The organism is Paenibacillus sp. FSL H3-0302, from assembly GCF_037982245.1.
Lineage (GTDB): Bacteria > Bacillota > Bacilli > Paenibacillales > Paenibacillaceae > Paenibacillus_AQ > Paenibacillus_AQ odorifer.
In genome coordinates this window covers 5764117-5787651 of the sequence record NZ_CP150284.1, presented here as the reverse complement: position 1 = coordinate 5787651, position 23535 = coordinate 5764117, and the positions used below count along the sequence as shown (strand labels likewise).

Genomic DNA, 23535 nt, shown 5'->3' with positions numbered 1-23535 from the left:
GGAAGCATAATTTGAGCGGGCAAGTCCTTAAATTTGCAAAAACGGAACAGAGTATTTAAAAAATGCTGTATGTCTTTTACCAGATGGCTCCAGCATAATAAGCCTGTATCTTACATCATGTATACGCTTCCATTTATAGGCGTAGTCATCCGTACCAACAAAACAGTATTGGGGGAGGATTCAGGCGTGAAAAGAAGATTATCAATATTCATGGTGGCGCTTTTACTATCATCCTTATTCTTGAATGTGCTTGAGGCGGGTATACCGCGGGCCGCAGCGGATGCCGCAGGAGTTCCAATGTACTATGATCCCACAAAAAGTGTGGAGGAGCGCACTGCGGATCTATTATCCCGAATGACGCTGGAAGAGAAGATTGGGCAGATGGTTCAAGCAGAAAGAGCTGCCGTCACACCTGAGGAGGTACAGAAATATGCTCTTGGCTCTGTACTCAGCGGGGGAGGCTCATTCCCTAACGGAAAAGAAAGTGACAGCACTCGCGATAACTGGAGAAGTTTGATTGATAGTTATCAGGATGGTGCATTGTCTACCAGATTAGGCATTCCGCTGCTCTATGGGGTGGATGCGGTGCATGGACATAACAATGTCAAAGGCGCGACGCTTTTTCCGCATAATATTGGTCTAGGGGCTGCTAATGATCCCGCATTGACTGAGCTTATTGGTGCAGCTGCTGCTAAGGAAGTAGCCGCAACAGGAGCGAACTGGACGTTTGCCCCAACGATAGCCTCCCCTCATAATGCAAGATGGGGTAGAACCTATGAAGGTTTTAGTGATAATCAGGATATTTCAGCAGAACTAGGTGCGGCTTATGTGTTTGGTCTGCAAGGACGGACTGCTGCTGCATTGGCAGGGACAGATACAATCACGGCAACTGCAAAACATTATCTAGGTGAAGGTTATACGGATAATGGTGTAAATCAAGGCAACATCACTAAATATACCGAGCAAGAGATCATGGATAAGGATTTGAAAATTTATAAAGCAGCTGTAGACGCAGGGGTGCAGACGGTTATGGCCTCCTATCACAGCATCCAAGGTCTTAAAATGCATGCCCATAAACATTTGCTGACCGATGTTTTGAAGGGTGACAAGAAAAATGGCGGACTTGGCTTTACCGGTTTCGTTATCTCGGATTATAACGCTGTGCAGCAAATCACAGTGGATAGCGAGGGCAAAGCTGTTAGCGGGTTGAAGAACCAGCTGAATGTGTCCGTAAACGCCGGAGTCGATATGTTCATGATGCCGACCGTTTGGAAGGATACGATTAAGTACATCACAGAACTTGTAGGCGAAGGTAAAATCTCTACGGAGCGCATAGATGATGCGGCAGAACGTATCCTGCAGGTCAAAATCGCTTCAGGATTGTTCGAGCATCCCAAAAGCGAACCGGAGCTGTTGAGTGCTTTTGGCTCAGCAGAAAGCCGCAAATTAGCCCGCCAAGCTGTGGCGGAGTCGCTTGTTCTTTTGAAGAACGATGAGGTAAATGGAAGTCCAATTCTATCGCAATTAAGCGGGATGGATAAAATATTCGTAGCGGGTAAAAACGCTAATAATATCGGTAACCAAGCCGGCGGCTGGTCGATCACTTGGCAAGGGAAGTCGGGCAATATAACTGAAGGCACGACGATCCTCGAAGGGATAAAGGAGGCTGTTCCTGCTTCTACAACGGTCACATATAACCTTAATGGGCGTGGGGCTGCGGGTTATGATGCGGCGATCGCTGTTATCGGTGAGACACCTTACGCCGAGACCGATGGCGACCGGACCAGCTTGAATCTGGATGAGCAGGATCTGGCGACACTTGCGAATATACGTGCTGCTGATCCTAATATTCCGCTTATCGTTGTACTGGTGTCTGGACGTCCAATGACGATAGCCAGCCAATTGGAAGATTGGGATGGGCTTGTGGCAGCTTGGCTACCAGGCACAGAGGGTGCTGGAGTAGCTGATGTGTTATTTGGTACTAAGGATTTTGTAGGCAAAAATCCGATTCGTTGGCCATTCACTTTGAACAATTATCCGGCAGACAATAACAGTACAAATGTGTTGTTCAAAACGGGATATGGCTTGACCAAAAATGAGAAAACACCAAAGCTTCCAACCGCTCCTGTCGATCCGGAAGCTCCAGAGATTCCTTCTCTGCCGATTCCCGGCAAAATTGAAGCAGAGGATTTTTTGAACAAAAGCGCAGGACTGCAAACTGAAAATACGCAGGATATAGGTGGCGGTCTCAATGTCGGCTATACCTCGGCTGGCCAGTGGCTCGAATATAACGTGAATGTGGCGCAAGCAGGTACGTATCAAGCCGATTTCCGCTATTCCGTTAATAGTGGCACTACAGGCGTCAACATCAAATCAGCAGAGGGAACTAAGCTAGGAACATTAAGCGTGACCTCAACAGGTGGCTGGCAGAATTGGCAGACGAAAGCTGTAGAAAATGTTGTGTTTAAGAAGGCAGGGTTGCAAAAGATCCGTCTGGAATTTACCGGTGGGGATATCAACCTGAACTGGGTAAGCTTCACTCGAACAGGTGATGTGCCTGTAGATCCATCGAATCCCGGAGATGGCGGGGAAAGCACTAAACATGTTATTAAGTCAGATGTAGTTAGCTCTTGGGTATCGAGTGAGCGAGATCCTTCCGATCGGAAGTGGTATTATGCTGACCGTTATCAAGAGGGTGATTTGAAGCTGGAAGAGCAGGCGAAGCTGGATATTGTGGTTCCCGACGTGAAGGCAGGTACAGAGATCCATATTGATCCTGACCGGAAATATCAATCTATTCTAGGGATCGGTACCTCCATGGAGGAATCGACGGTCAATAATCTGGCGAAGATGTCTGCGGCGAAGCAGGAGGAATTGCTGCGGAAAATGATTGATCCTGTATCGGGGATCGGAATGAGTATGCTCCGGTTGACGATTGGGACGGCTGACTTTACAGATAAACAATTTTATACCTACGATGATATGCCTCCAGGACAAACCGACATTAATTTGGAGAATTTCTCCATCCAAAAGGACATTGACTACCATATCATCAGCACGGTTAAAAAAATTCAAAACATCAATCCGGATATTAAGTTTTTCGCCTCACCTTGGAGCCCGCCCGGTTGGATGAAGACTACAGACAGTATGATCAAAGGCCAAGTGAAGGATGAATATCTGCCTGTACTGGCCAAATATTATCTTAAATTCGTACAGGAGTACGAGAAGCTGGGAATTACCTTTGAAGGTCTGACCTTGCAGAATGAACCTTTGCTGGAAATTGAATATCCAAGCACCAAAATGCCGTGGGAGCAAGAAGCCCAGCTGGCTAAACTGCTGCGGAAGGAATTAGATGAACATGGTTTCAAAGACGTGAAGCTGTGGACATTTGATCATAATCCTGGTGACACGATGGCCTATCCAGCACAAATCCTAGGCAATCCTGAATTAGGTGCCTACGATGCGGTGGACGGAACTGCTTTTCATGATTATGGCGGTGACCTTGGTCTGATGACCCAACTCCATAATCTCTATCCTGACAAAAATGTATATTTGACCGAACGCGCAGTCTGGGGTACCTCAGGCGCAGACCGCATTGCTCAATATTTCCGTAATTGGGCCCGCAGCTATAACTCCTGGGTAGCGATGCTGGACAGTGATATTGCCTCCCATCAGTGGACCGGAACGCCAGACCCAACCCCGATTGTGCAGGATTCGGGAGACCGTAACCATTACTGGCTGCTGCCAGAATATTATCTGATGGGCCAATATACAAAATTCGTTAAACCGGGGTACGTGCGGATTGATAGTGACTACGGCTCAAGCAGTACTGTAACGAACGTAGCTTTTGCTAGTCCAGATGGAAAAGAGATTGTGACGGTAGTAATCAACCAGACGTCGGATCCACAGCCGTTTAAATTGCTAGTGGACGGTGCGCAAATTAGTGCTGTGCTGCCGGCGAAATCAGTGGGCACTTATAGCTGGGAACGTCTGAATGGTATACAGGCGGTGCCGGGTGTAGTGAGTGCTGTTGATTTTGAAGAAGCGCAAGGGGTTTACACTGTGAATGAGCAGGGTTATATTGGCGGGTTCTCGCCAGACGCATCGTCCACCTTCGACTATGTGATTGATGTTAAAGAGAGCGGTGAATATTCACTTCAATTTAAGCATGCCGCTCAATTCAGCGATGGCGCCGGAAAATCGGTGGAGATTAGTGAAGATGGTAAGGTCATTGCTACGCTTCCAATTGTGCAGCAGACGGAGAGTCTGACCGATTTTGCAGATTATCAATCCTTGATCTCTCTGAACAAGGGCATTCACAAGCTCACCTTGAAGACGAACGGGAACGGTTATAATATCCGTTCATTAGCTTTACGCCAAGCGCCTTCCGGATCACATGAGCTTCCTGCTGTGCTTCAAGGGCAAGACTACACGACAGCTTCAGGTGTATTAGTAACGGGTGGTGCAGTGGGTTATACTGACCCCGGCGATTGGGTGAAGTACAAGATTAATGTACCTGCCAGCGGTACCTACCCACTCCTGATCTCCTATGCTACTAATCAGGATGATGCAGAGCTGGAACTGCTGACGGGAGAGGATGGAGTAACGGTAACGGCAGCTACTTATGCTTTGACGAAGACGGGGGGATGGTCCAATTGGCAAATAGCTAATGGAACGGTAACCTTGCCTGCCGGGGAGCAGACGCTGACCATGAAAGTAAATGGAGCAGGATTTCATCTGCAGTCGCTTACGATCGGCCCCGCGCTTCAATCGGAGACTGCTCTGGTAGAAGGAAATGAGGAGGGTGCAGAAGTTATCGTCAAGCTAGTAAATGACAAATATGCACCTGAACTGGACACCGCTTATTGGTCTATTGAAGGTTACGAAGGTACAGTTGTCAATAGCGTATACCGGGTGGATGATTATACAGCGAAGGTCGTATTAGCGGGTACGCGAATTATTGATTTCGACACGGATCGTATTCTTACGGTTACCGCTGATGTGTATCAGACAGAATCAAATCAGTCTTTTGGCAGCGTACATGTTCTGAAATTGCCTCTTATAGTTACAGCAATCAACGACGAAGAGAGCATCAGTCTTTCTCCGAGTACTCTGCCTTATCAAGTGAACGGGAATGAATTGGTAGTCAGCCTTTCAGGAGGGACATTTAATCCTGATGCCATTCAGAGCATTTCTGTCTCGGGCCCAGGTAAGGATCAGGGGCATGTAAGTATTGGGGCAGCTGCCTTACTTGACCCTACCCATGTGAAGCTGACGCTGGCCTGGAATGATCATACCCCGTATTATAGTGATTTGCAGCTTACCGTAAATGTGCCAGCAAATGCTTATGCCGATTCAAGTGGTGGCGGCGTGCTGCGTGCGGAGGTTAAGCTCTTAGGAACAACTAGTGCTACAGCACCTATAGAAGTCACAAGCTTGAACGCACTGGATCAATTCTACCAGCTGCAAGGGATCACAGTCAGCGGTCAAGGCAGCGGAACGAAGCTGACCGGCATTGATGCTGGAGACAGCATCGATTACTGGGTAAACGTGCCGCAGGATGGAAACTATGCTTTTACGCTTACCGTAACTTCCGCGAATGGTGCTCCTAAGGGCATTATTTATAAAACGGAGGATGGGAAGACATTAAGAACCGTTGATGTGCCGAATCTTTACTCGCAAACCGTTGGCATACGCACCGTTCTTCAATTGAAGGCGGGTGAACAGAAGCTGCGCCTGCAAGCTGGATCAGCAGGATACGAGCTCAGTGGTATTCAAATAGAACCTTATACTGAAGAAATCATGGATGGCGCTGGTTCTTTAAAGGTGGAAGCCGAGAATTATTACGATGCTACACCCAATGGAATTCAGAGTACCATGACTGGCGGTGTGCTGGACTTTAGAAATGTAGGGTTTACCGTTGCAGGGGGTTCCATGGATTATGTCCTTGATATTACTGAAGCCGGATTTTATAAAATCGTATATCGGTATGCTACAGCACAAGGCGGGGTAAGCACTACGTTATCTGTAAAGGGTACAAAACTCTCAACAGTGCCTATGCCTACTACAGGTGGATGGTCGAATTACACGCTGGCGAGTGGTGTCGTACAACTTGCGCAAGGAAAACAGGTAGTACGGATGAGCTTCAATAATGACGGTGCCAATCTAGATTGGTTTACGCTGGAACGGACGGAAGAAGGAGAGCAGCCGATTCATTCAAAGGTTTCCTTACCTGTTTCTTCTTTGAAACCGGGAGCTTACAGCGGATTACAAACGATCAGCCTTACTACAGCGACATCAGGAGCAGAGATTCATTACACAACCGATGGGTCATTGCCTACAGCAGACAGTCCACTTTATACCGGAACTATTGACGCAGCAGGAGTCACAGTTCTTCGTACGATAGCGGTAAAAGAGGGCATGGAGAACAGTTTTGTAGCTCCATTCACGTATGTGATCAGCGGAGTGGTTGATATGAAAACGGTGTCTGCACCGCAGGCTGATCCTGCCGGGGGAACTTATACAGGGCAGGTTGCCGTGAAGTTAACTACAGCTACAGCTGGAGCGTCTATTCACTACACGTTGGATGGCACTGTACCTACAGCAGCCAGCGAACTGTATAGTGGAGTGATTTATGTAGGCAAGAGCAAGACGATTAAGGCGATTGCTGTAAAAGAGGGCTGGAAGCCAAGTGATATTTCCAGTTTTGAATATATTGTTTCTGCGGATAAACCTGATCCAACACCTACACCAACAGCAACGCCTGAACCAACCCCAAGTCCAACCATTGAACCGACTACTCGGCCAACGACAGCACCAACTTCCGGAAGCGGGGGTACCACAGGTGGTGGCAACAGCGGAACAACAGGGGGGAATTCAAGCGGAAATGCAGGCAGTGTAACCGGCAGCACCCTCCTTACAGCAACACCAGTGCTGAACAGTAATACCGGTGCGGCGAGAGCAAGTGTAGACCTGGAGAGCTTGAAAAAGGCTGCTACAGCAGGCTTAAGTGGAGCAACTTCAGCGGTTACTGTTGATATACCGGCAGTAGCTACAGCTAAGGGTTATGAGCTGCAATTGCCAAACGGTATAATCTTTGCAGATGATAAGACTTCATTGGTCGTTCATACTGAATTTGGTGTGCTGGAGCTGCCAGGTAGTCTGCTGAAACAAGCGGCAAAAGAGGCAGGAACCCCTTGGGTAATTACGATAACCAAGGTGGATTCAGATTCTCGTCCAGAATTTAAACTGAGCGTAACTATCAATGGCAAGGAAGCCGTATGGAACAGTCCTGACATGCGGGTTAAGGTGTCCCTACCGTATATTCCACGATCAGAAGAACGCGGTAAAGAAGGACATATAACGATTCATAGTCTGAATCCGTTGGGGATTCTAACGGTTGTTCCAAGTGGCAGATATATCGCTGCTACAGGGATGGTTTCCTTTACAGGAATTCTCTCTGGTACGTACAGTATCACCTTTACGGAGAAGACATTCCGGGATATCGGTAAATTTGAGTGGGCCCGCAATGCGATTGAGGTGCTTGGCTCCAAAGGCATCATCAACGGAATGACAGAGGATCAATTTGTGCCTCAAGCGGAAGTGAAGCGGGGAGATTTTGTGCTCCTGCTTATAAAAGCGCTTGGCTTGGAAGGCGTTAGTGCAGAAAGCTTCATAGGTGTGCAGCCTGGCGATTACAGATATGAAGCGTTGGCTATAGCGAAGCAGTTGGGGATCGCCACTGGTCGTCCAGATGGAAGCTTTGATCCTAACGCTTCTGTTACGCGGCAGGAAATGATGACATTGGCTGCAAAAGCGATTGCAGCAGCCGGCAGACAGCTTCCAGCCGGCAACGGAGCTTCAATGACCCGTTTCACGGATAGCCAGCAAGTATCAGCGTTTGCACGTGACAGTGTGGCAGCACTAATACGTGCTGGCCTGATCAAGGGAGACGGCTTGCGGATTCATCCACAAGGTGTTACCACCCGTGCAGAGGCAGCGGTTTTGATCTACAACTTGTACAATCTGTAATACATCAGTTGTAAAGATACTTTAAGCTTTTGGGCTGTCGCAGCCGTAGATTTTCTACGTTTGCGACAGCCTTTTTTAGGTGTGGTTGTTGGATCTACATTAAGCCCGCACCTCCGCCGCCGATCATAATTATCCCCTGAGGCTTACGGACCCAGTTGACGTTATTTGCAAATCTACAACCTTTATCGGGGAAGTTCGGACACCAGTGGCGTTATTCCCTATGAAGAGGTTCATATTTGGGGTTTGGCATGCCAATAACGGCTTTGGGGTCCGTAAGGAAACCAAATATGGGATTATACTGCCTTTAGGGTTTGCGGTGTCCGATAGCTGCTTTTGTGCGGGCAAATGTGATCTGAGGTAACAAAGGTTGGTGCGGTTGGTGCTAAGAACAAGGTGGAATTTTTAAAAAAAGACGCAGACGTCACAGCAGCCATTATCATGACCTACTGGACACCCACGTCTATTGTGAAAAAAAAGGGATTGAAAATAGGAAAGAGCTTAAAGCTCTCTCCCGAGACTGTCATTAATGGTTAGACAAAAAGTGAACGGCTGATGATAACCAGCAAGATAAAGAGAACCAGGATGGCGCCAGTGCTAGTGAATGGGCCACCTCCACAACATCCATATCCGCCTCTAACTTCTTCGCTCATGTTCATTCCCCTTTCGGTGTGTGTGTTGTACTTGAGTACATCGTATTGTATGTGCGGAGAGTGGGGCGTGTATAGGCCAATGTCGGATTCGTGTACAAAAAAAATCAGCTCCGTGAAAACGGAGCTGATTGTAAGCTATATAAAGTTCAGTTAGGCTTTTTCTAAATCGCGAACACCTGCGTATACAAGATCGAAAAGATCTTCGAGCTGTTCCTCTTCGATACATGAGAAAGCAATACGTAGGTCAGTTTCACCCAAAGCAATAGTGCCTAGTCCGTAATTATGAATCAGGTGAAGCCGGAGATCTTCAGCCGCAACTGTGTGCAGCTTCAGACACATAAAGTAACCGGAGTTAAAAGGATAATACGTCCACACATCCTCGCCGTATTTGCCGCTATCCAGCAGTGCTTTTACTTTATTCGCACGGCCTTTCATGATCTGGAACTTCTCTTCCTTCTGTGCTTCGAATTCCGGAGATTTCAAGGCGTCTAGTACGAAGGTCTGCGAAGGATGCGCACCGCTGGAAATGGTGGCACGGATGATGCCTAGTGTTTTTTGCTCCAATGCTGCCAGCAGGTCTTTGTCCTCCGAGGCATAAGTGATGAAACCCACACGGAAGCCCCAGACAAATTCTTCTTTGGTCGCACCGTCAATCTTGATTGGAAGCACACGAGGATGCAGATGAGCCAGTTTGCCAAACAGCGATTCTTTAAGTGAATCCTCAAAGAATAACCCGAAGTATGCATCATCACTTACAACAACAACGTTGATGCCTTCCTCAGCCGCACGAAGGATAGCTGCAACGATCTCATCGCCTTCCTTAATCCCTGGAGTATATCCGGTAGGATTGTTAGGGAAGTTCAGCAGCACAATCGCTTTGCCGCGTTCTTTTTGAGCAAGCAGCGCGTCTTCCAGACCTGCACTGTTAAACGTCATTTCTTCTGTGAACAGCGGATAGTTAACGGTCTCCCCATGGCGGCGGATTCCGAAGGTTAATTCGTAGTTCTCCCAGTTCTTGTCCGGGTAGATAATCGCGTCACCTGGCTCTGCGAAGAGGTCAGCGACAATGCTAAGCCCGTGAGTCAGGGCATTGGTTACAACGGGATTGCTGATGGTTTTACCTTCTAGCGATGGATTTTCGCGCAGCATCTTTTCACGCCATACAGTACGCAGCTCTGGTTTACCTGCCGGAGGGGCGTAACTATAAAGATCCTTAGGACTGTAAGCGGAGAGTTTATCCTGAATGACGCCGAGGTGCATAGGTACGCCACCTTCAGTAGCAATACCGATGGTTGCGTTGTATTTCTTGGCGTGAGCTCCTGCTTCAGCGGATTGGCTCAGGATGCCCTCTTTTGGGAAGTAAATCTCTTTGCCAAGCGTAGAGAGCATATCATACACATGTTCATTTCCTGCTTTGATACTTTCGTTTAATTGTCCAGCTAGTGGATTCATCAGTTTCATCCTTCCAGGGTTCTTTGGGGATAACATACTGTTAACATTGCCTAACATTATATCACCGCCAATTGCAACCGTCACTTGGAAAGATACGATTTTTAAAAAATATCATTCGGCGTGGAAAGGGCAGTATTTTTTCATCATTTCTATCGTTTCTTCATCACGCGGATTATTTCTTTCAGACAGGCCGGAAATGATGCCGGAGCGCTCTTCTTCTTTTAGGTTTTGCCCAAACTTAAACTTCGCAGTGATCTCCTCGGGGGTAATGCGCACAACGGCAACTCCCTTTAGACGGGGACGATATTTAGGGTCCTCTGCATCGATGGAATCATAACCCCCCTCGGGCTGGAGCTTTTTCATAAATAAGGAGAGTACACTGGCTTTTTCACTAATGTCTTCAACAGGTTCGGCTGTGCCGTAGGCGGTCACACTTTTAAAATAGGCGGTTGCTGGGCAGGCCAGCTCGGGATCGCTAAAATAAGACGGGATAAGGGCATACTCATCCGCTACCGTAAAGCAGACCTGCTGCTGATTGCGGATCGACTTCATTTTGCTACCAGCATGACTGCCGTGGAAATAGAAACAACCATCTGTATATACAAAATTCAACGGTGTCACCCGCGGTTGCCCCTGCTCATCGCTTGTTCCGAGAAAACCAAAACTCATTCCGTTTAGAAAAGAGACCAATTCTTCCTCCTGATCTACTTTAAATTCTTTTCTGCGCATAGGGATCACGTCCTCTTTCTTTTTAGTCTAGAGCGTCTGCTCCAATGTAAATGTTCTTTAAAGAATAGTAGAGTGGTTGACAATTAAAAAGGACCAATTAAGATAGTTTTTAATGGACCACTTGCTGGTCAAGGAGGATAACGATGAATATCACGCTGGCATACGATCAATATCTGGCGATACACCGCTACAAATATTTAGCGTTATATCACGCGCTCCGCGCAGGAATATTGGAAGGAACACTTCCGGGAGGCACTCCGCTGCCGTCTACACGAAGTCTTGCTAAGCACTATGAGCTGTCGCGCGGATCGGTCTCGCAGGTGTATGAAATGTTGCTCGCTGATGGTTATGTAAGGACTGAAACGGGGCGGGGGACATTCGTATCGGAAGATAGCTTTGCTTCAGCTGCCAGTCGCAGTGACGGTGAGAACCGGGCTTTGGGTGAAGACGCAGATGCTGCTGGAGGAGATTGTGCAAGCGAGACTACGATTCCAATCTCGGCATGGGGAAAGCGGCTGCTTGCGCGCCCGATACCCTTCTATGGAAAGAGTAACAAGAAAGTAGTGAGCTTCCAAAGTAGTGGTATGCGGATGGAACATTTTCCTTACTCCGAATGGCGTAGTGCGCTCTCTTATGCCGGAGGGAAGGAAGGTGGATTGCTGCAAAGCACTTGTCCACCTCAAGGCGACGAAGGACTTCGGAAAGCTATCGCTGCACATCTGCGGATTACCCGCGGGATTCGCGCGGATGCAGAGCATATCGTATTGTTCAGCGGCTCGATGCAAGGCATCGTTATTTTGACGCAGCTGCTGCTGGATGCAGAAGGCTCAGCGGTCGTTGAGAACCCGGGCTTTCACGGGATTCGCCGAGCCGTAGAGATCACCGGAGGCCGATTGCTGGCAGGGGAGCTGGATGGCAACGGTCTTATTCCGGAGGATTGGGATGCCCGGCTGTTGTTTGTTACGCCGAGCCGTCAATTTCCTACGGGTGTGGTACTGCCTTTGGAACGACGCCGAACCTTGTTGGAATGGGCGCAGCGGCATCATGCAGTAATCATTGAAGATGATTATGACAGTGAGTTCCGTTGGGCTGGGCGTCCTATCGAGCCCTTAAAAGCACTGGATCGTGAAGAGCGGGTCGTATATGTGGGCTCCTTTTCAAACACGATGTTTTCAGGCCTGCGGCTCGGCTTTGCAGTGCTTCCGCCCCCTTTAGTAAAGCCGACTATCGCCGCCAAGGCGCTATATGAGCCCTTGCCGGTAGGGCTGCTGGAGCAGCGAGCCTTGGCGAGGTTCATGAATACAGGCGGCTATGGCCGTCATCTGCGCCGGATGACACGCATCTATGGTGAACGCGGACGCATCCTCAGGACGCTGCTGTCGGAACGGCTTAAGGAGCTCTTCGAGCTGCTGCCTGGTGATGCAGGCTTGCATGTATATGCCCGCTGGCTGCGCAGCAGCGAAGAGTTTGTAGCTTTCCGAGCGGCAGCGCTTAGGCGCGGCACGGATTTTAGAGATGCCGCGTTATATCAGCTATCACCGGGAGCGCCGGCCGCTTGTTTTTCTTTTGCCCATCTGAATGCCGCGGAGCTGGAGGAAGGGATAACAAGCCTGCATCTGGCGTGGGAAGATGTACAAAATGCAACATGACAAGGTATGATAAAGAAGATGAAATGCAAAACTAAGCGAATGCTTACGAATTTTGACGAAGAAACTCGGAGTAGATTAAGCTAAACAAAACTATATAGACACTGCGAAGTCAGAAAGAGCAGATTTGCTAACAAAACAAAGCGGATGCTTACGAGGTGGGTTTTGCTAACAAAACAAAGCGAATGCTTACGAAGCAAGTTTTGCGAAGAGGTTTAAAGTAGGTTTGCTCACAAAACAAAGTGAAATGCTTACGAAGCAAGTTTTGCGAAGAGGTTTAAAGTAGGTTATGCTAACAAAACTTTTAGGAGGGAACGTTATGCTGCATGCATCGCCGTCCTCTTTTGTTATTTTGCCGGCTCTGGCTAAGATTGTATGCGAGCCGGGCTGGAAATGGCAAAAAAGAGAGAAGTCGCTGCAAAATTATGATTTATTTTATGTATGGAGCGGGGAAGGGACGGTTGTGCGTAACGATGAACCCTTTCAAGTAGGCAAGGGAAGCTGCTTCCTTTTTCGTCCGGGTGACCATACAAGTGCTACACATAATCCGCAAAAGCCACTTGTACTTACATATATTCATTTTGATGTCTCCGAAGAGGTGAAGGATATTCCGCTGCCCTATCGTGAGCTTACAGAAACCGTTGAATTTGAACATCTGCTTGCTCGGTACGTTCGACTATTTCTGGTGGATACTTACGCCGCTGAGGAAGAAGGGCAGCTTGTACTGAAGCAGCTGATGATTCATCTGCTGAGGGAGGACCGTGTGAAGCCAGTAGAACGTTATGTTAGCAACCATTTGACAGAAATCATTCACGAAATAGCGAACTATGTGAGCCAGCATCCGGGGATTGCACATCGTGTAGAGGATCTTGCTGCTCGTGCGGGGCTTTCACCGCGGTATTTTTCAATTAAGTTCAAGGAGCTTACGGGTTCTTCTGTGCAGTCTTATGTCATCCGAGCCCGGATTGAGCGTGCTCAGCATTTACTGCTGTACGCGGGAATGAATGTTACTGAGGTAGCAGATGCGCTTGGGTATCGTGACATTTTCTTTTTCAGCCGCCAGTTCAAGCAATATACCGGAAAAAGTCCATCTGAGATCCGCTGATTCACTTTTTTTGTTTCAGTTTGTTCAACCAAGGGTAAATACTTTGCAGTTTAGTTTACAGAGAATTTACATAACTTCTTGGAAGGAGACTCTTGGCATGATCATCAGACGCAGAATTTGCAACACGGATTGTAAGAGTGGAGGCGGAGGTATTTTTAGAAACCGCTTAAAACGGTTAAAGCAGGCGAATGCTTTTGTCGTGGATAGCTGGTTCTAATTGAACAAGCAAGCATAGAATCGCATGATATGACTAAAAATATAAATAGCCGGGGCCGTGAGGCATCCGGTTTTTTTGTGTTGTTAGAAAATGATATATATAATGAACTTAAGTCGAAGATTAGAGTAACTGATGGGCATTTCATCGTGCCTCACGTTGTATTTTGTACAATAGATTGACTCTAATAGCAGTCGAATTTGAATTCTGAAGCACATCTTACATTCAAATTCAGGAGAAACAGCCTTTTAGAGATTATCACGATAATCTATTGCACGAAGTACAATGTAATGTATCTTCAAGTGAAAGTTAAGATTTTCTGTTGCACATTCTGCAATGAAGCGTACGCTCATTTACCGCAATATCCACACACCGTTCACGCTCCATGCACGCCTCATTCACGTACCTTTAAGGATGTTTAATTGGCCTAACTATGAGGTAGCGGTAGATATTTATTTCTACGATTGGGTTATTACTAAGGTGAGAGCTTTCTGCGATACGTTTCGCATAATGTTGTTCGTCGGTTGAATATATAAGGTCCATAGTTGGAAGGAGAGAGAGAAAATGTACGAAATCGTACTTATACGTCATGGTGAGAGCCAGTACAATGTACAGAATTTGTTCACAGGCTGGAGTGACCCGGATTTAACTGAGAAGGGTATCCAAGAGGCAAAGACTGCTGGCAAGCTGTTGAAGGACGCTGGGTATACATTTGATCTGGCTTTTGCTTCGGTACTCAAACGCTCGATTAAAACTCTTAACTATGTACTGGATGAGATGGATTTGCTGTGGATTCCCGTGCAAAAGTCTTGGAAATTGAATGAACGCCATTACGGGGCATTGCAGGGATTAAGTAAAAGCGAGACAGCACTAAAATATGGAGATGAGCAGCTGCATATCTGGCGGCGGAGTTTATCGGTGAGACCCCCGTTGCTGGAGCTTGATGATCCTAGGTATGCCAGAAACGATATTCGCTACAGCAGTGTTCGTCCGGGAGATATCCCGCGTGGAGAGAGCCTGGAGGACACTGTACATCGTGTAGGCGATTTCTGGGGAAACCGGATCGTACCTCTTTTGCGTAAAAAAGAACGGGTGCTTATCTCAGCCCACGGCAATACGCTGCGTGCATTGATTAAATTTATGGAGGATATTGATGAAGCGGCATTACTGGAGCTCAATATTCCTACAGGAGTACCGCTCGTGTACAAACTGGATGAGGACATGAATCCTATCAGTCGCTTTTATCTAGGAGATCCGGAACAGGTAGCGGCCAAGGCGCTTGATGTTGCTAAGCAGGGACATGTGTAATGGGCGTGTAATAAGCGTATAGGCGTAGCAGGTGTATTGAGTATAACGGGTGTACAGTAATAAGCAAAACGGGGCGTAAAGGTTAAATAAGCGCAACAGGTGTAATAGGTTATATAAGCGTAACAGGCGTATTAGGTGTAATAGGTGGGTTACATGAAAAGATAAAAGGACAGCCTTGGGGCTGTCCTTTTTGTTATTAGTGTGTTTGTGACCAATTAAATGTGCGAAAATGGCGCGTTTAAGGTCAGCTGGGTCCGATAGCGTTGAATGCTAACGTTCCACCAACTCTCCGTAGATCTTGACCAATGCTCCACCAGCCCTCCACTAACGCTCGACTAGTCCTTAACTAACGCTCGACAAACCCTCAACTTACTCTCAACTTACTCTCGGCCAGCCCTTAACTAACTTTCGACCAACCTCCACCAACGCTCTGCAAATGCTTACGGACTCAGCCGCCGCTATTTGCTCATTTATTGCCATTTGAGCGGAGTTTCGGACTCCAGCGCCGCTATTGCCTAAGATCTAGCGCAAATAGGGTGTTTTTCATGCTAATAGCTGCGGTGGAGTCCGATAGAATCGCAAATGTGTCAAAAATCCGCGTATAAGGTCATCTGGGTCCGATAGCGCTGAGGCTAACCTTTCACCAACTTTCCGTTGATTCTCGACCAACGCTCGACCAGCCCTCCACTAACGCTCGACCAGCCCTTAACTAACTTTCGACCAACCTCCACCAACGCTCTGCAAATGCTTACGGACTCAGCAGCCGCTATTTGCTCATTTATCGCCATTTGAGCGGATTTTCGGACTCCAGCGCCGCTATTGCCTAAGATCTAGCGCAAATAGGGTGTTTTTCATGCCAATTGCTGCGGTGGAGTCCGATAGAATCGTAAATGTGTCAAAAATCCGCGTATAAGGTCAGCTGGGTCCGATAGCGGCGAGCGCACACCTTCCACCAGCTCTCGACCAGCCCTCAACCAGCCCTCAACCAACACTCGACTAGCCCTCAACTAACGCTCGAGCAACCTCCCCCAAAGCTCTGCAAATGCTTACGGACTCAGCCGCCGCTATCTGCCCATTTATCGCCATTTGGGCGGAGTTTCGGACTCCAGCGCCGCTATTGCCTAAGATCTCGCACAAATAGGGTGTTTTTCATGCCAATAGCTGCGGTGGAGTCCGATAGATTTGCAAATGTGCGAAAAAGCCGCGTATAAGGTCAGCTGGGTCCGATAGCTAGCGATAGGTGTACGATGGCTAGACGATATGTATACGTTGGCTAGCGATAGGTAGATGATAGCTGGACGATAGCTAGAGCGTTCGCCTCCGCAACTGTGCTCCACACGAAGTCCCCAAAATTAGAGGGCACCCCAGCAGCCATTTCATGGCTTTTGAGGCACCCTCTAATTTTTCTGGGAATTCGCCTAAATCTCCCTACAAAGGTCGATGCAACGTTCCCAGTAGTTCGCCCATTTTTACCTTTGAGTTGACCTCAAGCTTGGGTCTCGGGGTAAAGGTACCGCTTTCCGTGAGCAGCACTACGGTGGAGCCAAACTCAAAATAAGCCAGATCATCGCCTATTTGCCACTCGGCAGCCGTATCATCCGTATAACGGATACTGCTGACGTTCATTGCGCCTACCTTTACTACCGCGGTTTCCCCGTGACTCCCGGCAATATACGTAATGAGACGTTCGTTGCGGTTCAGGACACCCTTCATATGTCGCATTCCGAAATCGTTGACAGGATAGGCCCGTCCGCGAATATAATCGCTCTCCACCTTTTGTCCGGTAAGGGGAGAGTGAATCCGGTGATAATCGGTAGGACTCAAATAAAGAACGAAGAAAAAACCCTTCTTGTACAGCTCCAGATGCGGGGAGTGATTAAGGAGATCCTCGATCTTATAATCCTGCCCTTTTACATTCATAATCGTACCGGCGTTAATGTCACCCATAGCAGTAATCGTTGCGTCTACGGGACTAACCAAAGCGTCAGCGTCGGTTGCAATAGGCCGCATGCCCGGCTTCAGCCGGCGGCTGAAAAACTCATTAAGAGTGAGATATTCTCCAGGATTTTTCTCCGCTTGAGCGGAGGGGATTTGATAAGTCTTAATAAATGCCGGGATAAGAAAACGGCTGATTCTACTATGAGAAAAAGATCCCATTAACCGTGAAAGCCACCGGTGTGAGGATAGCTCGGTCATCAGCCGTAGCAATTGTTTTACCATGCCCATCTCCCTTCCATAATGCAGCAGTACGGTTGTATACGGGTCGTCTCTGCTCTGCATTATATTGACATAGAATAGGAGACAAATCAATAACTGTTATATACCGTACTGTTCGTTTCTATTAAAAAACGCGCGTATCCCATAGGTCTGCGATAGCTGTCTTTCCAAATTTCCGTAAGGCCGGCTTTATGAAATCCGTAGCGTTGGTCGCGACCGTTACATTCTATGAAGAAGAGTCGTCCGTCCTTAGTAATGCCTATATCCAGTCCGATATCGGCCAGTCCGGGAAGGTCTTGCTCCAGACACCGTGCGATTGCAAGGCTAAGTATTTCGACAGACATACGGATGTGGGCCGCTGTGGATCTTGAAAAGGCCTTTTCGAGCGCGAGGGAGGAGCTTAACGCTTCTCCTCCGCGGGCTATATTGGAGACAAAGCCCCCTGGGGCAGCCAGTTTGGCGAAGAGCCCAGTGACCTGCCAATCTCCTCCCCAGCCGCGCTGAACGGTGACGCGTAGATCAAAGGGACGTCCTCCAATCTCAGCAAGGGGAATACGTTCTTGTACAAGATAAGGCACGGAGGTTAGGCGTGCGCGGAGCGCTTGTGGCAACGCCGCCTGATTGACGGGAATACTTCTCCAGCGCTGCATCGAAGGGGAGAGGTAGCTCAAGGTCCAACGCTGAGCTCCCTTGCGGACCAGCCGCATGACCCCATTCCCTATACTTCCCCGGCAAGGTTTAAGAATGAGATCGGGATAAAGATTCATCATTTCTTTTAGGCCTGAGACTCTCGTTGTTACGGGTAAATATTCGCGAAGCTCCGTATTTTTTTCAAGCAGCTGATGGATCTCATCTTTGCCGTATCGATTACATGTATTGAAAATCAGGGGATAGTGCTTCAGCAGACGCTGCATCCCCGGGCTGTTTTTGCTGTATATTGCCCGGTTATGGATAACAGCAGGCGTAGGAACAACTACGCTTTTATATCCATTAACTCCCTTTATATAGGCGGCACTAAAGCCTGTGTCCGTATCGATGTCCGCGAGCTTCAGGAAGCAAGGGACTAAACCGTATGCCGCCGCGGCCTCTTCATAGTTGGATAGAGACTCCTGTCCTGTTTTTAGCCGGGGAACGCCCCGGTGCATATCGGCATTTAGTAATATTCCAACGAGCTTATGCCCCATGTTTGTTCCTCCTGTTTCATCGGTTACATGATCCCTGCTTTTTCTACTCTTGTCATAGTATGTTTGTACCCGCGTGTCAGGGTGGACGAATGCGCGAAGGCAGATGCCTTTTTTTATACATAATCTTATGAAGGCCTCATCGCAAAAGGGTGTCATAAGCCCATACCGCTGCATATGATGCCTAGGAGAAACATTAGATGGAAGGAGGAGACTGCTTGTGAGGGGTTCCAAAAAAAAGCAGCCGCGCAGTCCACAGAAACGACTCTATTTTGTAGATAATCCCAATAAAGAGGAACTGAGTATGCTGGATACCAAAAGCAGCTCTAGAAGCTCGGGGAATAACAGTGACGGAGTCAGTGAAGCAGAGATCGCGGAAGTTCAGGTAAGTGGGGGAGCAATAGCTGAAGTCGTTCTAGAGGAGCCAACTTCTGCTCCAGTTCTACAATTGGAGCCGGAGCTTATAGAGGAAGCGCAGCTTCAGAAACAGGCGGATAATCTTCCTGAAACCGTATGGTTCGCTCCTCCAGAGAAAGAACGTTTTCAGCCCGTTTATACAGATGATCTTTCGGATGCAGCGGTGACCGGAGCCAAAATCGCTCCACGTACCATTGACGGTTCTAAGCTAAAGTTCGGCATTATTGGTACACCTTGGCTGCAAGATTACGCTGTACAGAGTATCAATATCGCGGACAAGGCAGTCACTTCTGCAAAAATCGCACCAGAATCGATAGTGGGCGAGCATTTAGCAGAAGGAAGCGTTAGTGGCGGTAAGCTGCTGGATCATTCGATCAGTGGAGAGAAGCTGAAAAATGGCAGTATTAGTCCAGAGAAGCTGGCTGATCGGATTATAGGCGGCGGTCAAATTGCAGATAAAGCCATTGAGAGCCGCCATTTAAGCGATTTGATTATTACTGCGGATTTACTGGAAGATGGAGCCGTTACTAGTGACAAAATAGGAAGCAGCAGCATCACAAGCCGCCACCTAGCAAACGGCAGTGTTGACCGTTCCAAGCTGGCCGATGCAGCGGTATCTGGCGATAAAATAGCTGATGGTGAAATCAGCAGCTCAAAGCTAGCGGATGCTGTCATTGAAGGCCGCCATCTTAGCGACGCTTTGATAACCGCCAGACATCTGGCCCCGGGAGCGATTGGTTCTGATCAGCTTGCCAGCAAATTGATCGGTAAGGAACAGCTGCAGTCGGGTATTATCGAAGGCGGGCATTTAGCTGATGGAGCTATAGGTTCTAAGCAACTTGGTGCAGATGTCGTAAGAAGCGTACATTTAAGCCCAGAAAGTGTGAATGGTAATCATATCGGTGATGGCGAAATATCAAGTCGGCATTTGGCTGACCGCAGCATCTCTTTTTTAAAGCTGGCTGAGGGTGCAGTAGGGACTGCGCAGTTAGTGGAGCAAGCGGTAACCTCGTCCAAAATTGCTGACCAAAGCATTCTCCCACATAAGCTGGCAGACGAAGCAGTGACCACAAGACATATTGCTAAATCCGCCATTCGCGGACCGCAAATTGCTATGCAAGCCATAACTTCTATTCATCTGGAACGCGAAGCAGTGAATCATTCGCATATAGCTGCGGAAGCGGTCGGCTCGGAGCAGCTCAAGGAAGAAGCTATTCAGACTCAACATTTATCTTCCGGTGCTGTGACTGGAGAACAGCTGGCTTCAGAATCTGTGGGTGGGGAGCATCTTCGTGCACAGAGCGTTACTTCAGCCAAGTTGGCAGATGGAAGTGTAAATGCAGCTAAGCTGGCAGCGGGTGCAGTGATTGGCAGCACGATTGCGCGTGAAGTAGTCAGTGGCGAACATATCGCTTTTTGTACAGTGGAGGAAAAACATCTGGCGGATGCCAGTGTGAGCGGCCGTGTATTGCAGGATGCTGTGGTAAATAAGGATCATTTGGCCACGGGAGCCGTGGAACGAAGACATCTTGGTGAAAATAGTGTGACTTCCGCTGCGATTCAATCGGGCTCAGTTTCAGGAGATAAGCTGGCTTCCGCTGCGGTGAGAGAAATTCACCTGGCAGCAGGAGCCGTGCAGCCTCATCATCTGGCCGATCATGCAGTGACCTCGTTGAAGCTTTCACCGGAAAGTGTCTCAACGGATAAAATCAGTGATTTAGCAGTCACTTCGGCTAAGCTTGCAGACGGCAGCATAGAATCGAGTAAACTGGCGGCGTCAGCAGTTCAAGCTGAGCATTTGTCGGTAAATGCTGTGAGTTCGAAAACCATAAGCGAAAGTGCTGTTCAAAGTAGACATTTGAATCCCGGCAGTGTCAGCGGGGCGCATATCCGGCCGTTGTCTATCGGGAATGGTCATATCCTTCCGAATTCTATTTCTGCGGTTCAAATCCAAGAGGGCAGTATTAATAGCTCTAAGCTGGTAAAAGGTGCCGTGGATTCTCAGCATCTTTCACCTGGTAGTGTAGACGGCAGCCATCTGTGTATCGATACGATTGAAGGCCGTCATATCCTACCGGGTGAGATCACGCTGGCTCATCTGGCGGAAGAGGTACGTAGCTCTGAATTGCTGCCAGACGGCTGCATAACTGGGGAGAAGCTGGCAGAAGGATCGGTAGATTCCAATCATCTCCTGCCTGGAAGTGTGAACGGAAGCCATTTGAACTCGGGTTCTGTAGAAGGTCGACATATCCTACCGGGTGAGGTCACGCTTGCTCATCTGGCTGCAGATGCATATACCTCCGACTTGCTGCCTGAAGGCAGTATTACCGGGAAGAAGCTGGCGGGAGCATCTGTGGATTCTTTTCATTTAGTGTTTGGAAGTGTGGAAGGCGGACATCTGAGTTCAGGTTCCGTCGAAGGACGTCATATTGGAAAAGGTGAGATTACCCTAGCTCATCTCGCCGATGAAACCCGAAGCGCTGATCTGCTGCCAGACGGTAGTATTACTAGAGAGAAGCTGGCGGAAGAATCCGTAAGTTCTATACATCTAGTGCCTGGCAGTGTGGATGGCAGCCATTTAGGACCAGACACAGTTGAAGGACGTCATATCCGATACGGTGAGATCACGCTGGCTCATTTGGCAAAAGAAACACGCAGCTCCAAATTGCTGCCAGACGGTAGTATTTCTGGAGTAAAGCTGGCACATGCTTCCGTAAATTCAAATCATCTAGTACCTGGCAGTGTGGAAGGCGTTCATCTAAGTTCAGGTTCTGTCGAAGGGCGCCATATTGGAAAAGGTGAGATTACGTTAGCTCATCTGGCCGAAGAAACACGTAGCGCTGACTTGCTGCCAGACGGTAGCATCACTCGAGAGAAGTTGGCGGAAGAATCCGTAAATTCTAATCATCTGGTGCCTGGAAGCGTAGATGGCAGTCATTTGAGTCCAGACACAATAGAAGGACGTCATATCCGATATGGTGAGATCACGCTGGCTCATTTGGCCGAAGAAACACGCAGCTCCAATTTGCTGCCAGACGGTAGCATTACTGGGGAGAAACTGGCGGAAGCATCCATAAATTCAAATCACATTGTACCTGAAAGCGTGGAGGGAACTCATCTGAGTCCGTCTGCAATAGAAGGACGCCATATTGGAAAAGGTGAGATCAAGCTAGCGCATCTGGCGGATGAGGTACGCAGCTCCGAGCTGCTGCCAGACGGAAGCATTACTGGGGAGAAGCTGGCGGAAGCCTCCGTAGAAGCAATTCATCTAGTGCCTGGAAGTGTGGATAGAACTCATCTGAGTCCGTCTGCAGTAGAAGGTCTCCATATTGGAAAAGGTGAGATCAAGCTAGCACATCTAGCGGATGAGGTACGCAGCACCGAGTTACTGCCGGATGGCAGCATTACCGGTAAAAAGTTGGAGGGTGGATCTATTACTGCCTACCACTTGGCTCCTGGCAGTGTCTATGGGGGACACTTAGGGGGGAATGCGGTAGATAGCCGCCATATCCGTGCTGGAAGCATTACTCTGAATCATTTGGCAGAAGAAGTGCGCAGTGCTGATTTATTACCGGAAGGCAGTATTACAGGCGAGAAGATTGAAGTCGCGACGATTCAGTCTTTCCATTTAGCCCAAGGCAGCGTCTCTGGAGGTCATTTGGCCGGGGATGCGGTGGATGGCCGCCATATTCGATCGGACAGCATCACCCTGAATCATTTGGCAGAAGAGGTACGCAGTGCGGATTTGTTGCCGGATGGCAGCATTACGGAAGAAAAACTCGCTGAAGGCTCCGTGAGTTCTTCACATTTACAACCATGGAGTGTTTACGGAGAGCATCTTGCTGACAAGATCGTGGCAGATCGGCATTTGCAGCCTGGCATCATCAAATTAGAGCATCTTGCGGATGAAACACGCAGCTCAGCCCTGCTCCCGGATGGCAGTATCAACGGAGCTAAGCTGAAGGAAGGCAGTATCGAGTCCGCTCATCTGACAGAAGGTGCAGTAGGGACAACAGAGCTTCAGGATGAAGCAGTAGTAGCATCCAAAATCTCTTCGTTTGCGATTCAAGCCCGCCATCTGGAAGAAGAAAGTGTTCAGGAATATCATATTTCCCCAGGTGCAGTAAACGGGACTCATCTGGCACCGAACTCTGTAAATACAGATCATCTGTCCTTCAGTCCGATTCAGACAGCTGGGAAGCGAGAAGCACTACAGCAGTTTGGAATGACAGCATTTATGTTCAATGGGGATGCAGAGAGTGTAGAGGTGACCGTATCGTTTGATGAGAGCTTTGGGCATACGGGTTATGTGCTTGTTGCCATGACCAATCAGCCTTACTTCTATGCTTCCTTAAAGAGCAGAGCCAATGGAGAAGCAGTGATTCAAGTGGTGCGGTTGCGCGAAACTCCGCATTTCTATGGGGTTATCTCTTGGATTGCTATAGGTGCTCCCTTAGCTAAACCGGCAGCAGATGATCGTGTATTTGATTGAACCTTAAGCAATTCCTCTTAAAAACAGCAGAGCAGCGAATCTCCTTATTGGAGATCGCTGCTCTGTTTTTTTGGTGGGGAACGGTACTTGTCA

The 23535-nt window shown here is 48.3% G+C and carries 10 protein-coding genes; 5 read left to right on the top strand and 5 right to left on the bottom strand.

Features of this window, described 5'->3' with window-relative positions; translation table 11 throughout:
* Window positions 1–69: 69 nt before the first annotated feature.
* Window positions 70–8031 (top strand): glycoside hydrolase family 3 N-terminal domain-containing protein, encoded by a 7962-nt coding sequence (locus tag MHH50_RS25710; RefSeq protein WP_340033630.1) that lies wholly within the window; start codon window positions 70–72, stop codon window positions 8029–8031.
* 530 nt (window positions 8032–8561) lie between these two features.
* Here the strand turns inward: MHH50_RS25710 and MHH50_RS25705 are convergent.
* The 3 genes from MHH50_RS25705 to MHH50_RS25695 all read right to left on the bottom strand — a co-directional run bounded on the left by MHH50_RS25705 (window position 8562) and on the right by MHH50_RS25695 (window position 10862).
* On the bottom strand, window positions 8562–8681 hold the full coding sequence (locus MHH50_RS25705; protein ID WP_212592220.1) for a YjcZ family sporulation protein: 120 nt from the start codon (window positions 8679–8681) through the stop codon (window positions 8562–8564).
* 150 nt (window positions 8682–8831) lie between these two features.
* Window positions 8832–10133 carry an aminotransferase class I/II-fold pyridoxal phosphate-dependent enzyme gene (locus tag MHH50_RS25700; RefSeq protein ID WP_036679816.1) on the bottom strand — a complete coding sequence of 434 codons (1302 nt, stop codon included), beginning with the start codon at window positions 10131–10133 and terminating at the stop codon, window positions 8832–8834.
* 111 nt (window positions 10134–10244) lie between these two features.
* Complete coding sequence (locus tag MHH50_RS25695) at window positions 10245–10862, bottom strand: pyridoxamine 5'-phosphate oxidase family protein (RefSeq protein ID WP_076127916.1); 618 nt, start codon at window positions 10860–10862, stop codon at window positions 10245–10247.
* Window positions 10863–11005: 143 nt separating this feature from the next.
* Between MHH50_RS25695 and MHH50_RS25690 the strand changes: the two genes are divergently transcribed.
* The 3 genes from MHH50_RS25690 to gpmA all read left to right on the top strand — a co-directional run bounded on the left by MHH50_RS25690 (window position 11006) and on the right by gpmA (window position 15135).
* Complete coding sequence (locus tag MHH50_RS25690; protein ID WP_076302425.1) at window positions 11006–12511, top strand: PLP-dependent aminotransferase family protein; 1506 nt, start codon at window positions 11006–11008, stop codon at window positions 12509–12511.
* Between the two features lie 316 nt (window positions 12512–12827).
* Window positions 12828–13613: an AraC family transcriptional regulator gene (locus MHH50_RS25685; protein WP_076304897.1), complete on the top strand. Its 786-nt coding sequence runs from the start codon at window positions 12828–12830 to the stop codon at window positions 13611–13613.
* A 778-nt stretch (window positions 13614–14391) separates the two neighbouring features.
* Window positions 14392–15135 carry a 2,3-diphosphoglycerate-dependent phosphoglycerate mutase gene (gpmA, locus tag MHH50_RS25680; RefSeq protein ID WP_076127912.1) on the top strand — a complete coding sequence of 248 codons (744 nt, stop codon included), beginning with the start codon at window positions 14392–14394 and terminating at the stop codon, window positions 15133–15135.
* Window positions 15136–16563: 1428 nt separating this feature from the next.
* Here gpmA and asd read toward each other — a convergent pair.
* Both asd and MHH50_RS25670 read right to left on the bottom strand, forming a co-directional pair.
* Window positions 16564–17355, bottom strand: coding sequence for an archaetidylserine decarboxylase (gene asd / locus MHH50_RS25675; RefSeq protein ID WP_076130450.1), 792 nt, complete (start codon window positions 17353–17355; stop codon window positions 16564–16566).
* An 86-nt stretch (window positions 17356–17441) separates the two neighbouring features.
* Window positions 17442–18536, bottom strand: coding sequence for a YheC/YheD family protein (locus MHH50_RS25670; RefSeq protein ID WP_076280560.1), 1095 nt, complete (start codon window positions 18534–18536; stop codon window positions 17442–17444).
* Window positions 18537–18753: 217 nt separating this feature from the next.
* On the opposite strand from MHH50_RS25670, the gene MHH50_RS25665 reads away from it, so the two are divergent.
* Window positions 18754–23442 (top strand): WIAG-tail domain, encoded by a 4689-nt coding sequence (locus tag MHH50_RS25665; RefSeq protein WP_076305680.1) that lies wholly within the window; start codon window positions 18754–18756, stop codon window positions 23440–23442.
* The last annotated feature ends 93 nt before the right edge of the window (window positions 23443–23535 follow it).

Bases quoted from the DNA above. Each gene is read 5' to 3' on its own strand.
- MHH50_RS25710 (WP_340033630.1), top strand. From the start codon at position 70: ATGTCTTTTACCAGATGGCTCCAGCATAATAAGCCTGTATCTTACATC.
- MHH50_RS25705 (WP_212592220.1), bottom strand. From the start codon at position 8,681: ATGAGCGAAGAAGTTAGAGGCGGATATGGATGTTGTGGAGGTGGCCCA.
- MHH50_RS25700 (WP_036679816.1), bottom strand. From the start codon at position 10,133: ATGAATCCACTAGCTGGACAATTAAACGAAAGTATCAAAGCAGGAAAT.
- MHH50_RS25695 (WP_076127916.1), bottom strand. From the start codon at position 10,862: ATGCGCAGAAAAGAATTTAAAGTAGATCAGGAGGAAGAATTGGTCTCT.
- MHH50_RS25690 (WP_076302425.1), top strand. From the start codon at position 11,006: ATGAATATCACGCTGGCATACGATCAATATCTGGCGATACACCGCTAC.
- MHH50_RS25685 (WP_076304897.1), top strand. From the start codon at position 12,828: ATGCTGCATGCATCGCCGTCCTCTTTTGTTATTTTGCCGGCTCTGGCT.
- gpmA (WP_076127912.1), top strand. From the start codon at position 14,392: ATGTACGAAATCGTACTTATACGTCATGGTGAGAGCCAGTACAATGTA.
- asd (WP_076130450.1), bottom strand. From the start codon at position 17,355: ATGGTAAAACAATTGCTACGGCTGATGACCGAGCTATCCTCACACCGG.
- MHH50_RS25670 (WP_076280560.1), bottom strand. From the start codon at position 18,536: ATGGGGCATAAGCTCGTTGGAATATTACTAAATGCCGATATGCACCGG.